19 protein-coding genes are annotated in these 12,407 nt (G+C 62.1%); 11 read left to right on the top strand and 8 right to left on the bottom strand.

Going from position 1 to position 12,407, the window contains the following annotated elements:
- Nucleotides 1-4: 4 nt before the first annotated feature.
- From AC0L3J_RS28735 to AC0L3J_RS28715, 5 genes are all read right to left on the bottom strand, one after another.
- Nucleotides 5-865, bottom strand: coding sequence for an SIR2 family NAD-dependent protein deacylase (locus AC0L3J_RS28735; RefSeq protein WP_473349225.1), 861 nt, complete (start codon nt 863-865; stop codon nt 5-7).
- Nucleotides 866-1,345, bottom strand: coding sequence for an NUDIX hydrolase (locus AC0L3J_RS28730; protein WP_473349224.1), 480 nt, complete (start codon nt 1,343-1,345; stop codon nt 866-868).
- A gap of 77 nt (nt 1,346-1,422) precedes the next feature.
- The gene (locus AC0L3J_RS28725) at nt 1,423-2,208 is read right to left on the bottom strand and encodes a succinate dehydrogenase iron-sulfur subunit (protein ID WP_473349223.1); all 786 of its coding nucleotides are present in this window, start codon (nt 2,206-2,208) and stop codon (nt 1,423-1,425) included.
- Between the two features lie 37 nt (nt 2,209-2,245).
- On the bottom strand, nt 2,246-2,410 hold the full coding sequence (locus tag AC0L3J_RS28720; protein ID WP_473349222.1) for a hypothetical protein: 165 nt from the start codon (nt 2,408-2,410) through the stop codon (nt 2,246-2,248).
- Complete coding sequence (locus AC0L3J_RS28715; RefSeq protein ID WP_473349221.1) at nt 2,382-2,891, bottom strand: DUF2243 domain-containing protein; 510 nt, start codon at nt 2,889-2,891, stop codon at nt 2,382-2,384. Before AC0L3J_RS28715 ends, AC0L3J_RS28720 begins: the two co-directional genes overlap by 29 nt.
- A gap of 228 nt (nt 2,892-3,119) precedes the next feature.
- On the opposite strand from AC0L3J_RS28715, the gene AC0L3J_RS28710 reads away from it, so the two are divergent.
- On the top strand, nt 3,120-3,599 hold the full coding sequence (locus AC0L3J_RS28710) for a DUF4142 domain-containing protein (protein WP_473293729.1): 480 nt from the start codon (nt 3,120-3,122) through the stop codon (nt 3,597-3,599).
- 196 nt (nt 3,600-3,795) lie between these two features.
- Entirely contained in the window at nt 3,796-4,011 is a 216-nt protein-coding gene (locus AC0L3J_RS28705) for a hypothetical protein (RefSeq protein ID WP_473349220.1), read from the top strand.
- 806 nt (nt 4,012-4,817) lie between these two features.
- Here AC0L3J_RS28705 and AC0L3J_RS28700 read toward each other — a convergent pair.
- Nucleotides 4,818-4,991 carry a hypothetical protein gene (locus tag AC0L3J_RS28700; protein WP_247818773.1) on the bottom strand — a complete coding sequence of 58 codons (174 nt, stop codon included), beginning with the start codon at nt 4,989-4,991 and terminating at the stop codon, nt 4,818-4,820.
- 150 nt (nt 4,992-5,141) lie between these two features.
- Between AC0L3J_RS28700 and AC0L3J_RS28695 the strand changes: the two genes are divergently transcribed.
- Both AC0L3J_RS28695 and AC0L3J_RS28690 read left to right on the top strand, forming a co-directional pair.
- The gene (locus tag AC0L3J_RS28695) at nt 5,142-5,711 is read left to right on the top strand and encodes a DUF1236 domain-containing protein (RefSeq protein WP_473349219.1); all 570 of its coding nucleotides are present in this window, start codon (nt 5,142-5,144) and stop codon (nt 5,709-5,711) included.
- Between the two features lie 41 nt (nt 5,712-5,752).
- A complete protein-coding gene (locus tag AC0L3J_RS28690; protein ID WP_007596149.1) occupies nt 5,753-5,941 on the top strand; it encodes a hypothetical protein in 189 nt (62 codons plus the stop codon).
- Nucleotides 5,942-5,961: 20 nt separating this feature from the next.
- On the opposite strand, the gene AC0L3J_RS28685 is transcribed toward AC0L3J_RS28690, so the two are convergent.
- Together AC0L3J_RS28685 and AC0L3J_RS28680 are read right to left on the bottom strand one after the other, a co-directional pair.
- Nucleotides 5,962-6,429: a metallophosphoesterase family protein gene (locus AC0L3J_RS28685; RefSeq protein WP_473349218.1), complete on the bottom strand. Its 468-nt coding sequence runs from the start codon at nt 6,427-6,429 to the stop codon at nt 5,962-5,964.
- Between the two features lie 29 nt (nt 6,430-6,458).
- Nucleotides 6,459-6,677, bottom strand: a complete 219-nt coding sequence (locus AC0L3J_RS28680; protein ID WP_247289215.1) for a DUF6894 family protein — start codon at nt 6,675-6,677, stop codon at nt 6,459-6,461.
- A gap of 146 nt (nt 6,678-6,823) precedes the next feature.
- On the opposite strand from AC0L3J_RS28680, the gene AC0L3J_RS28675 reads away from it, so the two are divergent.
- From AC0L3J_RS28675 to AC0L3J_RS28645, 7 genes are all read left to right on the top strand, one after another.
- The gene (locus AC0L3J_RS28675) at nt 6,824-6,946 is read left to right on the top strand and encodes a hypothetical protein (RefSeq protein ID WP_473349217.1); all 123 of its coding nucleotides are present in this window, start codon (nt 6,824-6,826) and stop codon (nt 6,944-6,946) included.
- Nucleotides 6,947-6,963: 17 nt separating this feature from the next.
- Complete coding sequence (locus tag AC0L3J_RS28670; protein WP_473349216.1) at nt 6,964-7,518, top strand: DUF421 domain-containing protein; 555 nt, start codon at nt 6,964-6,966, stop codon at nt 7,516-7,518.
- Between the two features lie 99 nt (nt 7,519-7,617).
- Nucleotides 7,618-8,592: a cytochrome c oxidase subunit II gene (gene coxB / locus AC0L3J_RS28665; RefSeq protein WP_473349215.1), complete on the top strand. Its 975-nt coding sequence runs from the start codon at nt 7,618-7,620 to the stop codon at nt 8,590-8,592.
- 2 nt (nt 8,593-8,594) lie between these two features.
- Entirely contained in the window at nt 8,595-10,502 is a 1,908-nt protein-coding gene (gene ctaD / locus AC0L3J_RS28660; protein ID WP_473349271.1) for a cytochrome c oxidase subunit I, read from the top strand.
- Nucleotides 10,499-11,098 carry a cytochrome c oxidase subunit 3 gene (locus AC0L3J_RS28655; protein ID WP_473349214.1) on the top strand — a complete coding sequence of 200 codons (600 nt, stop codon included), beginning with the start codon at nt 10,499-10,501 and terminating at the stop codon, nt 11,096-11,098. The genes ctaD and AC0L3J_RS28655 overlap by 4 nt, the downstream gene beginning before the upstream one ends.
- Entirely contained in the window at nt 11,095-11,448 is a 354-nt protein-coding gene (locus tag AC0L3J_RS28650) for a hypothetical protein (RefSeq protein WP_473349213.1), read from the top strand. Before AC0L3J_RS28655 ends, AC0L3J_RS28650 begins: the two co-directional genes overlap by 4 nt.
- Entirely contained in the window at nt 11,436-12,374 is a 939-nt protein-coding gene (locus AC0L3J_RS28645; protein WP_473349212.1) for a cytochrome c oxidase assembly protein, read from the top strand. Before AC0L3J_RS28650 ends, AC0L3J_RS28645 begins: the two co-directional genes overlap by 13 nt.
- Nucleotides 12,375-12,407 lie beyond the last annotated feature (33 nt).

Raw genomic sequence — 12,407 nt, 5'->3', positions numbered from 1 at the left:
CGCTTTAGGTCTCTCGCTCGATACGCTGCTGGATGTCCAGCAAAAACCGGCTGACACCATCATCCGGGCTGACGCCATCGGGCGGCGCGATGGTGGTGATGCCCCAGTTCGCCAATACAGCCTCTTGCACCGGATTGCGCTGCGTGACGAAAGCGAAGGACCTCGGCCGGTCCTGGCGGTGCCCGGATTCGTCCCAACTCTGCCAAATGCGGTGCAGCAGGAGTCGAATGTTGGGGTCTGACATGCTGTATCCAATGAAAAGCAACGTGCTTCCCAAAGCATCGGCGCGAAACCGGATATCGAGTGGCGAGTCGAACGCGAGCCGGTTGAGGAAGTCGGTCTCGGTCAAGACGAGCGAGGCATCGTCGTCGAAGTCGCCATGGAATTTGATGATGTGCGTGACGCCGGAACGGGCGCTTGCAATGTCCTTTGCGTTGCCGATCTTGGCATAGGGCTTTTCCAGAACCTCGAAGGCCGTCTCGAGGTTGCGGTCGTAGTTCGTGGTGTAAATGGTCGGAAAATCGAGCTCCACGATCAGCCGGTGGAGCCGTGAGGCAGCGATCCTGTCCGGGTCGACGCGCCAGTTGCGGTCGAGCCAGCTGCGGAGCGGGCCAATTCCGCCGCGCTTCAGCCGGTAGTACTCCGCCAGCATCTGGTAGCCGCCGTGCATTCCATCGATCGCGTTGCGCTCAAGACCAAGGTCATCCAGCAGATGGTCGATCAGAGATTGCCAGGACGGCAGGCCAACAGCCATCGAGACGCCGGCGCCGACGAACAGGATGGCGCAGCGCCGCTTGATCGCAGCGGCCAGGACCTCATGAGGCGGTCGCTCCTCGAATGCGAGTCCAGTCGGCTGCTGGTTCATCTACCTTGAATAGCTGGACGAGACGCGGGTTCCTGGAGCCATGCGATCGCTCAGTGGTGCGGAGGCGGTCTTCTCCGTCTGCGCGGCGAAGCGGGCGATCAGACGCCGAAGCTGCGCCTTGTGCACGAGACGGCCCGCCGTCTTCGGCGAGACCCAGATTGCTTCGCGCTCGCCCTTTTCCGGCCACCAGCGCTCCTGCCCGTGGACCCTCATGGGAAAGACGGCGACGTCCATGGTCCGCTTGCGATCACCCTTCCGTTTGCGATGCTTGAAGGACCCGAGGGCGCGCTTTGCGGTGACGCCGACAAGGCCGGCCTCCTCGTAAGCCTCGAGCGCAGCCGTATGATGCGGCTCCGTCTTGCGCATCGGCGATCCCTTCGGGACACTCCACCTGCCCTTGCGCCTGGTCGTGATCAGCATCACGCGCAATTCGGAATTTTTCAGCGTGAACGGCAACGCGGCGAATTGTTTCTTGCCCATCAGGCGTCTCCAGTTTGGTTCGATAAGCCAACGCCGCAGCCATCGTTCCTTTATGCGGACAAGTGTGCGCACGAGGATCAGAACTTTCGTTCGACCATCTTGAGGCGCAATCCGGAAATGGCTTCGCCGGGATTCAAGCCCTTGGGACACGCCTTCGCGCAGTTGAGGATGGTGTGACAGCGATAGATCCTGAAGGGGTCTTCGAGCTTGTCAAGGCGCTCGCCCGTCGCTTCGTCGCGGCTGTCATTGACCCAGCGGGCCGCCTGGATCAGCGCCGCCGGGCCGAGGAAACGCTCGGAATTCCACCAGTAGCTTGGACAAGATGTCGAGCAGCAGGCACAGAGGATGCATTCGTAGAGCCCGTCGAGCTTCGCCCGGTCCTCATGGCTCTGCCGCCATTCCTTCTGCGGCGTGGGTGACACGGTTTGCAGCCAAGGTTCGATCAATGCGAGTTGGGCATAGAAATTCGTCAGGTCCGGAACAAGATCCTTGACTACGGGCTGGTGCGGCAAAGGCAGGACGCGCAGCGGCTCGCCTTGCGGGCCGTCCTCGCTCATGGACTTGGTGCAGGCGAGCGTGTTCTGGCCGGCGATATTCATTGAGCAGGAGCCGCACACGCCTTCGCGGCAGGACCGCCGGAATGTCAGCGTGGAGTCGATGTTGTTCTTGATCCAGATCAGACCATCCAGCACCATGGGCCCGCAATCGCTCATATCGACGAAGTAGGTGTCGAGCCGGGGATTGCGTCCGTCGTCGGGATTCCAGCGATAGACCTGGAATTCTCGCAACGATTTGCTGTCCGGCTTGGGCCAGACCCTTCCCTTTTCGACGCGGGAGTGTTTCGGAAGCCTGAACTCGACCATGGTACCTCCGGGCGGACATGAGGCGTTGATAACCGCATCAGTTGGGATTGAAGCAACGTAGTTGCAGGAGATCGTCCAGCGACACACCAAACAGCACGATGCGAAAAGCCGGTGCTATCGCCAGCACCAGCAGCACTATGAAAATGGCATAGACAAGAGCCGGCGGGGTCTCTCTAGCGAACCTGTAGACTGCTTTCCGCATGGACCCTCTCTTGCGTGCCGGCGCGTGACATGGCGGCGCCGATGACCAACATGGCCGCACCCCATAGCAGGAAGCCGATGTCCCAGAAGATGCGCTGCTCGTGAGGCACGGTCTCATTCACCTGATGCAGCTTGAAGATCTCATGATCCATCACGCCTTCAACCAGATTGAAGATACCCCATCCGAGCAAGACCGCGCCGAGGCACCTGCTGCCCGACAAGTGAATGTCGGACCTGCGCGCCCGTTGCCACAGCACATACAGGCCGAGCAGCACCAGAACATAGGCCGCGCTGTGGAAGATGCCGTCCCAAGTCGTGTTGAGCTTGACGTTGTCGATGGAGTTGAGCGGGTACCAGCCGCTTAACATATGATGCCATTGCAGCAGCTGATGAAACACGATGCCATCGAAAAACCCGCCCAGACCAAGCCCGAGAAGGACACCCGCGGAAATCGGGAAGTTGGATGAATCGCTGTCTTGCATGAATTGACTCGTGCGCCGGTCGGCATCTGGATCATGGACAAACCGTTCTCAGTGCTGCCGTTCCTATGATCATGGCGCACTTGCCGTGCCAATAACCTGCGTTAATCCGCCGGCGCATGCCACGATGCCGATGACATCAGGTGGAGCATCGCTCGGCTGCTTACGGCGACGATAGGAACGTTCGAAACGGCCGCAGCGTCTTGTGAATCCAACATTGGAGATTCCATCATGCTGAGAAGATCGTTTTTACTTGCATTGGGCGGCCTCGGACTATCGACCTACGCTGCGCAATCCAAACCAGTCCCACAGCGGGATTTTCGAACGGCCGACCTCATGGGTGGGGCGTTTGCGATGCAGACGAGTCAGCTCGCCCTGACGCGGACCGGCAATCCCGACATCGTCAATTTCGCCAATGCGGAGATCGCCGAGCAGGTCCAGGTCGCGGGCGCGCTCGGAGCAGCGCCGGGATCGGCGCCGCTGCGGCCGGATCATGCCGCCCTGCTTCAGCGCCTTCAGGCCACACCATCGGGTCCCTTCGACCGGATGTATGTGCAGGGGCAGATCCGCGGACACCGCGAATTGCTCGCGCTCAACAGTTCGTATCTGCGATCCGGCGGCAACCCGGGCGAACAGCAGGTCGCGCAGATGTCGCTGCCGATCATTCAGCGCCACCTGGCGATCCTGAGCAACCTCAGGGAAGTCGGCTAGAGCTTCACCCCAGCGACAAGGAGGTACAAATGGCAAGAAGGTCCAGACGGCCCGCCGTGAAACACGGCAAAGGAAAAAGGGGAAACGGCGCGCAACGTCTCAAGCGCAAGCGGAAGTGACAGCCGTAGCATTGGCGATGGTCGCGTGTGATGGCCGCCGTCAAAGTTGCCGATGATTCAAACCGCGAGGAGCTGATATGGCGTATGCCCTGTTCAAGGACGGCGAAAAACTGAGCCGGACATTTTCAACCAAAGAGGAAACCCTGAAAAAGGCCGAAGACGCCGGTCTGGTCGAAAGCGGCGGGGATCGACCAAGGCTCGAGGACGACCTGGAGATCAAGCCCTGCTCGCCCGACCTCGAACCTCGAAGCGAGGACGACCTCGATTGGACGCCGGGGAACCCGGCGTCCTGATCACCAACCTAGCAGCCTTTGCAGATGCTCTTGATCTTTCGATCGACGTGGGAATCTTGAGAATTCTCGGAGCGTATTTCGGCGTCTCCCGGCATCGACGGACCGGGTGTCGAAGTTCCGTCAATCCGTCCGCTGCTGGTTCCTCCCGCAGGATTGCCCGCCCGCCCGACCGTGGTCGATCCTTGCGGGCCGCTACCGGTCGATTGGGCCGTCCCAGCGGTGTTGGTGCCGGTAGCTGTCGTGCCGCGCGCGGCCGCGGCCGCTTCGGCTGGATTGCCCAGGCTGGGCGATGCACCGCTTGTCTGGTTTGTAGCGCCAGCAGACCCGAGGCCTGCAGACCCAGGACCTGCAGACCCAGGACCTGCAGACCCAGGACCTGCAGACCCAACGCCTGCAGACCCAAGGCTCGAGGCAGCGCCGGCTGACCCGGCGCTTGTGGCACCGCCGGTTCCGCCGCCCGTGCTGCTCGCGCTTGCTCCGCCCGATCCTCCCGAACCGCCACCGCCGCCGCCCCCGCCCCCGCCACTCTGCGCGGAGGCGGCCCCTATCGAGGTGATCGCCAGGAAGGCGATCAGCATCAAGTTCGAAGTTGTCTTACGCATTGCTCAGCTCGTCTCACGATCATTGTGCGTGTGATGTTTGTCGCGCTCACCACCGCCTCCTGAGACGTGGGACTTGCGATCGTTGGTGGGCGTTCCTGGCGCAGGGCGCTCATGCTCGCGGCCTCCCTTTTCGGGGTGCTTGCGGTCCTGCCGCGAGGAGCCCGGACCACCGAAGCGTTCAGTGTCTGAGTTCTTGTGTGGCATTCATCGGTCCTGCTGGTAGCCTTGGTTTGTCGTGTTCTGCTTGATGTTGCCGTGGCGGCCCTGGGTGTCGAAGTTCTCGCGGCCGGGCACCTTTTCGTCCGTCTCGATCTTTGGATCGGATCCGGGTCCCTTGTCGCTGCGCTGCTCTGGCGGTACGGGGGGCATTTTGGACATTGCATGCTCCTTGTTTTCGGTCTCGCGACCTCATGCGCTGGCAATGAGATGCGGCGTCGGTCGTTCCTGATCGATGCTGATGCATGCCCCTAGGAACGAAGGATTCCTGCCCGTGTTGACCCCGCAGTTCATACCGAAGGCTTTCAGTTCATGGTCAAGGATCTATCGCGTGAAACGGAGAAGGACGGCACCCGGAAGCTGATGATGGCGGGATCGGTAGTGGCTGCGGTTCTGTTTGTAGGTTTCATCGTCTGGTTCGCCGTCCCCCAGATGTTCGGGGCAACGGACTATCTGGGCCGCCCCTCCACAGGAGCAGATAAAGGTACCGCGGCCACGACGGTCGGCACTGGAGTTCCAACGCAGCACGAAGCCGTCAGCAAAGCGGCGAAGGAAAACCCGGCTGGCAATGAAGATACGACCGGCGCCCGTGCGCGGGATGTGAAACAGACCGCCCAGCCGGCAAGCCTCAACGATCAGCAACGCGAACAGCTCCGCGCCATCATCTCATCGGCGCACGGCCCGACGATGGATCGCCCGAATTTCGAGATGATGATCGGTACTTCAGTGCCGCGCCAGACTCAGGTGGCCGACTTGCCGCCCGAGGTCACGCAAGTTCTGAACGGGTTCTGGGGCGACCAGTACCTGATCGCCGGAAATGATCTTGTCATCGTCGATCAACATTCGCGCCGCGTAGCGGCAATTATCGCTGGCGTACGCTGATCGCGTGCCGCCGTATCGATAAATCATAAAGAGGACAGCTTATGCCGAAGGCAAAAGAACCTGAAAACGACCCGAGAGAAACCCCGGTCGACGATCCGCGACAGCAGACCGATTTGCCAACCCACCGGCAGACGGACCAGCCTTGGCAGGGAAATCCCGAGAAGGAGCAGATCGACCCAAAGCGTCCCCCGATTGATCTGGAGCGGTGGCAAAAATCGAATACCCACTAGCTGGCAGGCACGTACCTCGTTCACGCGTCTAGTTCATGGATGGTGGGCCGCAGGTCGCCGCCCTCATCCAGATCGAGCGTTGCCAGCGTGATCGGCAGCTTGAAGCGCCTTGGACCGGCGCTCCCAGGATTCAGGAAAAGCACTCCGTTGATCGTGTTGACCTGCACCCGGTGCGAATGTCCTGATATCACCGCGTTCACGCCGGATGCTGCAGGGTCGAGGGCGAGCGTCTTGAGATCGTGCAGAAGGTAGAAGCAGCGAGCGCCGAGGTGCACTGTTTCGGTTTCGGGATAGCGCCTCGCCCAACCGCCGACGTCGACGTTTCCCCTGATGGCGGTGACGGGCGCTATTCGGCAAAGCCGCTCCAGAACCTCCGGCGCGCCGATATCACCGGCGTGGAGGATATGGGACACTCCCGCAAGACAGCGCTCGGCCTCGGGTCTGAGAAGGCCGTGCGTATCCGAGATCACTCCGATCCTCAATGCCATGATCCTCAATGCCATGTCAGACCAAGTCTTTAGTGCAGGACATCCAGAGGTACCTTCCCGATTTCCTCGCCCTCCTGGTTCGTGACCAGGATGGAGAAATGACGATTCCGGAGTTCGGGACGCTCCGCAAGGAGCCTCTTCGCGATCTCCTCGGCAACATCCAGCGCCATGATGTCGTCGGGCAATTCAGCACCTCCCTCGTCTGCAACGGTCTTCGAATCGACCAGATCAAAATGATAGCGCGGCACGTGAACCCTCGAATCCGTCGCAGGAACGCGCGATCTGGAGCCTTCGTTCCGGCGTGGCGGGCATCAACTCCCTGGACATGCGCAGGAACCCTCAAGGTCATCGCGACATTGCTGCTGCGAAACATCCGCGTTTTCGGAGCCAACCCATGCTGGAAGAACTGCGCGTGCTCGTCCAACCCGGCGCGATGATCGCCGTGCTTATCGTGCTGCTGCTGATGGCCGCCGGCGATGCGGCAATCGTGATCGCGGACAAGGGCTGGCCATTCTAGCCGTGCGCGCGGCTGTCATGCCCGATGTCGGACATATCCTTTTCCAGGGCTGGACCCCGCTCCTGAGAACCGCGATCGGCACGACCGTCACCTATGTCGCGCTGGTCGTCCTGCTCCGGATTGCAGGGCCCCGAACGCTTGCCAAATGGTACGCCTTCGACCTGATCGTCACGGTTGCGCTCGGCTCCACGTTCGCGAACAGCGTATTGTCCGGCGACATCAGCGTGGCGCAGTCGCTGGTCGGCTTCGTCATCCTGATCGGGCTGCAATTCATCATCGCCTTCGCGGTGGCGCATTGGAGCCAGTTGCGGGTGGTCGTGAATCCGCAGCCGACATTGCTGCTCCATCAAGGGCGATTCGTCCACGAGGCAATGCGGAGCCAGCGTGTGGCAGAGGCGGACGTTCGCGCCGCCGTTCGGCAGCATGGCATTGATCGTGTTGAAGACGTCGGTGCGGTCGTGCTCAAGGCCGACGGTACATTCAGCGTCATCAGGCAGGTCCGATCCGATGCCACGGCGCTCGCCGACATTCCGGAACTGGGCGGCTCCAATTCGGCAAACCGACCCGATTAGCGCATAGGAACCTTTGTAGGCTTGACCGGTTCCGCCTGTGGAGCGGAGTGCGACAAAACGTCAATGCAGGTCTGGGTGCGAAGAGTTCTGGTGTTGTGCATGACCTGGCCGCTTGCTGCGTGCGCGGGCCGGCAGTCGGCGCTCGACCCTCAAGGCCTGCAATCCGACCAGATTCGGCAAACGCTATTCATCTTCCTCGTTGTCGCGGCGATCGTCTGGACCGCTGTCGTCATCGTTCTGGGCGTAGGCCTATTGCGTCTGAAGCGGGCAGCCGATCAGCCGCTGGACCTCCACGAGCCATTCGAACAACGCTCCGGGCGCGTCATCCTTGCGCTTGGGATTGCGACCACCGTCACCGTGCTCGGCCTCTCCCTGGTCAGCTATGCCGGTCAACGCACCGTCTTTGCCAAGGATGAGAAAGCCCACACGCTCAAGATCATCGGCCATCAATGGTGGTGGGAGGTTCGCTATGAAGCCGACAGTCCACACCAGAGTTTCGTGACCGCCAACGAGATCCGGATCCCGACCGGCCAGCCGGTGAAGGTCGAGCTTGAATCCGCGGACGTGATCCACAGCTTCTGGGTGCCCAGCCTGACGGGCAAGATGGACTTGATCCCCGGACAGAAGAACGAGCTGCAATTCACCGCGAAGAATGCCGGCGTCTATCGCGGACAATGCGCCGAGTTCTGCGGGATCCAGCACGCCCACATGGCATTCGCCGTGATCGCGATGTCGCCCGACGAGTTCGGTCGCTGGCGCGACCATGAGAACCAGAGCGCCAACAGCCCAGCGGATCAGCTCGGCAAGCAGGGCGAGGCTCTGTTCCGCGGTCGTGGCTGTGCCCTATGCCACAACATCAGCGGTACGCTGGCCGGCGGCCAACTCGGCCCGGACCTCACGCATATCGGCAGTCGCACGACGATCGCGGCGGGAACGCTGCCGAATACGCCTGCCACGCTCGGCGCCTGGATCGCCGATCCCCAGCACATCAAGCCCGGCAATCTCATGCCGAAGATGCCGCTCCAATCTGACGAGCTGATCGCGATCATTCATTATCTGGAGCAGCTCAAGTGAGCATGGCCGCTGAACCAAATGAATTGCGGGACGACGTCCTGAATGGCCTGCAACTTTCGACGCAGCTTGAGCGGGTGTGGCGCACGCCGTCCGGACTTGTCGGTGCGCTCATGTCGGTCGATCACAAGGTCGTTGGACGTCGCTACATCCTGACCGCTTTCGCCTTCCTGCTTCTTGGCGGCATCCTTGCGATCCTGATGCGCGTTCAGCTTGCCGGGCCCGAGAAGACGTTGCTCTCGGCCGACAAGTACAATCAGGTCTTCACGATGCACGGCTCGACGATGATGTTCCTATTCGCCGTGCCTGTCATGGAGGCGTTCGCCGTCTATCTGGTGCCGTTGATGGTCGGCACACGGAACATCGCCTTTCCGCGGCTGAACGCCTTCAGCTATTGGATGTTTCTGTTCGGCGGCTGCTTCCTGTGGATCTCCTTCCTGTTCAACGTCGGTCCCGATGTCGGCTGGTTTTCCTATGTTCCGCTCTCCAGCCTCCAGTTCACACCGACCAAGCGGGCCGATGTCTGGGCGCAGATGATCACCTTTACGGAGGTCGCGGCGCTCGCGGTCGCCGTCGAGATCGTCGTCACCGTGTTCAAGCTCCGCGCGCCCGGCATGACGCTCGACCGCATTCCCCTGTTCGTCTGGGCCATGCTGGTGACGGCCTTCCTTGTGATGTTCGCGATGCCGTCGATCATGGTCGCATCGACGTCACTGATCCTTGATCGGCTCGTCAATACGCGCTTCTACGACTCCTCGTCGGGCGGACATCCCCTGCTCTGGCAGCATCTGTTCTGGTTCTTCGGCCATCCCGAGGTCTACATCATCTTCATCCCGGGCACGGGAATGGTCTCGGCGATCCTCGCGACGTTCGCACGGCGGCCGGTGATCGGCTATCCCGTGGTGATCCTCTCCTTGATCGCGACCGGCTTCCTGTCGTTCGGCCTCTGGGTCCACCACATGTTCGTCACGGGCCTGCCCCAACTCGGCGCGGCCCTGTTCACGGCCTCGAGCATGCTGATCGCGGTGCCGAGCGGACTGCAGATCTTCTGCTGGCTGGCAACGCTCTGGGACGGACGTCCGGTCTACCGGACGCCGCTGTTGTTCGTGATCGGCTTCATCGTGATCTTCGTGCTCGGCGGGCTGTCCGGCGTGATGGTCGCCTCGGTCCCGATCGACACCCAGGTGCACGACACCTATTTCGTCGTCGCCCACTTCCATTATGTCCTGATCGGCGGCGCTGTCTTCCCACTGGTCGGCGCGGTCTACTACTGGTTTCCCAAGATCGCCGGCCGCATGCTGAGCGAGCGACTCGGGCGCTGGAATTTCTGGCTCGCCTTCATCGGCTTCAACGTCGCGTTCTTCCCGATGCACATCCTCGGGCTGATCGGGATGCCGCGCCGGGTCTACACCTACACCGCCGACATGGACTGGGCGCACCTGAACCTCATATCCAGCGGCGGTGCTCTCATTTTCGCGTTCAGCTTCGCGCTGCTTCTGGCCAATGTGGTCTACAGCCTGCGCAAGGGCGCGCTTGCGGGCGACAATCCCTGGGATGCCTCGACGCTGGAATGGGCGACCTCGTCGCCGCCTCCGCCGCAGAATTTCGACCGCATTCCGGTCGTCAAGCACCGCGATCCGCTGTGGGCCGATAGCGAGAGCCTGCCTGTGGTCGCGGGTCTGAGCGCCGAGCGGCGCGAGGTGCTGCTGACCTCGCTTGCGGAAGCCGAGCCCCAGATCCGCGAGGCATCGCCTGAGCCGAGCATCTGGCCGCTGCTCACAGCTATCGCAACGACCGTGTTCTTCATCGGCTCGATCTTCACGCCGTGGGCCGTGCTCTGGGGCACGCCGCCGATGGCCGTCACCTTGATCGGCTGGTTCTGGCCGACCGGCAGCAAGGAGGACGAGGAGTGAGACAGACCATCGTCCGCAATGTCTCGGACCTGCCGACTTACGGCTATGGTCCGCGTAGTGGCCCGTGGTGGGGCGCCATGGGCTTCATGGCGCTGGAAGGCATGGGCTTTGCCATTGCCATCGGCGCCTACCTTTATCTCTACGCGGTCAACCCGAGCTGGCCGATCGGAGCATCCCCGCCGGATCTCTGGCCGGGAACGGTCGAGACGGTGATTTACGTGTTGAGCATCATTCCCAACGAGTTCACGAACCGCGCCGCACACCGACAGGATCTCGCGAAGGTGCGGATCGGCCTGATCGTGATGGCATTGATCGGCATCGCGCTCCTGGTGCTGCGCGGCTTCGAATTCGCGCATCTCAACACCCGTTGGGACAATTCAGCCTATGGCTCGATCGTATGGCTCATTCTCGGGCTGCACACGACTCACCTTGCCACCGATCTCGGCGACACTGTCGTGCTGGCGGTGTTGATGTTCACGCCTCATGCGAAGCCGCGCCGGTTCAGCGACGTGACCGACAACGTGTTCTATTGGAACTTCGTCGTGCTCGCCTGGCTGCCGCTCTATGTCTTGCTTGATTGGGTGCCACGCCTATGACAGCAGCCGACGGACGTTCCAGACTGCTTTACTGGGCCGGCGTTGCGCTTGGGCCCATCGCTTGGGGCATCAATTTGCAAGGCGTCTACGTGCTCGCGCACTTCTCCTGCGAACAGACCAGGATCAGCGGCGCGATCATGGGTGCGGTTCTGGCTGTCGTCTCGCTCGCGGGCACTGTCATTTCCGCCCGCGCGGTTCGACGCGGCGCGGGGGCTGAATGGACGGATGCGCAGGGCGGTGGGCCACGAACGTTCATGGCCTGGCTTGGCGTCGGCTCCGGCGTGCTGTTTGCGCTGGTGATTGCGAACCAGTTCGCCGCCTCGCTTATGATCAGCCCATGCCTGCGCTGAGCTTTGCAGCACTGCTGCTCGCGCTGCTCGCGGCGCCGGCCGCCGCGCACGGATTATCGGAGGTCGATCCCGGCTCGTTGTGGAGCTACGATCCCTGGCTCATGGCCCCGCTCTATGCCGTCGGTATCGCCTTCTATGTCGGAACGCAGCGGCTCTGGCACCATGCAGGCGGCGGCCGCGGCGTCAGCTTCCGCCAGGTGGCCGCGTTCTGGACCGGATGGCTGGTGGCCGCACTTGCCGTGACCTCGCCGCTGCACTGGCTCGGCGAGCGCCTGTTCACCGCGCATATGGTCGAGCACGAACTGCTGATGGTGGTCGCGGCACCGCTGATGGCGTTTGCCCGGATCAACGGCCCGCTGCTATGGAGCCTGCCGGCCCGGCTGCGCCCGGCGGCGGGCCGAATGCTCAATCTGCCGATACTGGCGTGGCCGTGGCGGTTTGTCAGCCACCCAATGAGTGCGACTGCCCTCCACGGCGCAGCGCTCTGGGTCTGGCACGCACCCCCGTTATATGCGTGGGCTCTCGAGAATACGGCGATCCATCGTCTCCAGCACATCAGCTTCTTTGCGACCGCGCTGTTGTTCTGGTGGGTGCTGCTGCATGGCCGCGGTCAGGGCCGTAGCACACGAATTCGCGACGGCATCGCTGTCGCGTGCCTGTTCATCACGATTTTGCATTCGGGCGTGCTCGGGGCTCTGCTGACGGTGTCGCCGCGGCTATGGATCCCCGGTCAAGGCGCCCTCGCCGGTGAATTCGGCCTCTCGGCACTCGAGGACCAGCAACTCGCCGGCATCCTGATGTGGGTGCCCATGGGCCTACTCTACACCGGCGCGGCGTTGTTCTTTGCTCACCGATGGCTGACTGCGAACGGCGGCCATTCCCACCTGCCGCTCCCTTCAACATCCGGGCTGAGCGATGCGGCGTAGGAACCGCAACTTCTGTTCGAACGTTCGCCTGCC

This window comes from Bradyrhizobium sp. Kon37 (genome assembly GCF_055807535.1).
The sequence above is the reverse complement of the archived record's forward strand: the minus strand, read 5'-3'. Positions and strand labels throughout refer to the sequence as shown.

Bases quoted from the DNA above. Each gene is read 5' to 3' on its own strand.
- AC0L3J_RS28735 (WP_473349225.1), bottom strand. From the start codon at position 865: ATGAACCAGCAGCCGACTGGACTCGCATTCGAGGAGCGACCGCCTCAT.
- AC0L3J_RS28730 (WP_473349224.1), bottom strand. From the start codon at position 1,345: ATGGGCAAGAAACAATTCGCCGCGTTGCCGTTCACGCTGAAAAATTCC.
- AC0L3J_RS28725 (WP_473349223.1), bottom strand. From the start codon at position 2,208: ATGGTCGAGTTCAGGCTTCCGAAACACTCCCGCGTCGAAAAGGGAAGG.
- AC0L3J_RS28720 (WP_473349222.1), bottom strand. From the start codon at position 2,410: ATGCGGAAAGCAGTCTACAGGTTCGCTAGAGAGACCCCGCCGGCTCTT.
- AC0L3J_RS28715 (WP_473349221.1), bottom strand. From the start codon at position 2,891: ATGCAAGACAGCGATTCATCCAACTTCCCGATTTCCGCGGGTGTCCTT.
- AC0L3J_RS28710 (WP_473293729.1), top strand. From the start codon at position 3,120: ATGCTGAGAAGATCGTTTTTACTTGCATTGGGCGGCCTCGGACTATCG.
- AC0L3J_RS28705 (WP_473349220.1), top strand. From the start codon at position 3,796: ATGGCGTATGCCCTGTTCAAGGACGGCGAAAAACTGAGCCGGACATTT.
- AC0L3J_RS28700 (WP_247818773.1), bottom strand. From the start codon at position 4,991: ATGTCCAAAATGCCCCCCGTACCGCCAGAGCAGCGCAGCGACAAGGGA.
- AC0L3J_RS28695 (WP_473349219.1), top strand. From the start codon at position 5,142: ATGGTCAAGGATCTATCGCGTGAAACGGAGAAGGACGGCACCCGGAAG.
- AC0L3J_RS28690 (WP_007596149.1), top strand. From the start codon at position 5,753: ATGCCGAAGGCAAAAGAACCTGAAAACGACCCGAGAGAAACCCCGGTC.
- AC0L3J_RS28685 (WP_473349218.1), bottom strand. From the start codon at position 6,429: ATGGCATTGAGGATCGGAGTGATCTCGGATACGCACGGCCTTCTCAGA.
- AC0L3J_RS28675 (WP_473349217.1), top strand. From the start codon at position 6,824: ATGCTGGAAGAACTGCGCGTGCTCGTCCAACCCGGCGCGATGATCGCC.
- AC0L3J_RS28670 (WP_473349216.1), top strand. From the start codon at position 6,964: ATGCCCGATGTCGGACATATCCTTTTCCAGGGCTGGACCCCGCTCCTG.
- coxB (WP_473349215.1), top strand. From the start codon at position 7,618: ATGACCTGGCCGCTTGCTGCGTGCGCGGGCCGGCAGTCGGCGCTCGAC.
- ctaD (WP_473349271.1), top strand. From the start codon at position 8,595: ATGGCCGCTGAACCAAATGAATTGCGGGACGACGTCCTGAATGGCCTG.
- AC0L3J_RS28650 (WP_473349213.1), top strand. From the start codon at position 11,095: ATGACAGCAGCCGACGGACGTTCCAGACTGCTTTACTGGGCCGGCGTT.
- AC0L3J_RS28645 (WP_473349212.1), top strand. From the start codon at position 11,436: ATGCCTGCGCTGAGCTTTGCAGCACTGCTGCTCGCGCTGCTCGCGGCG.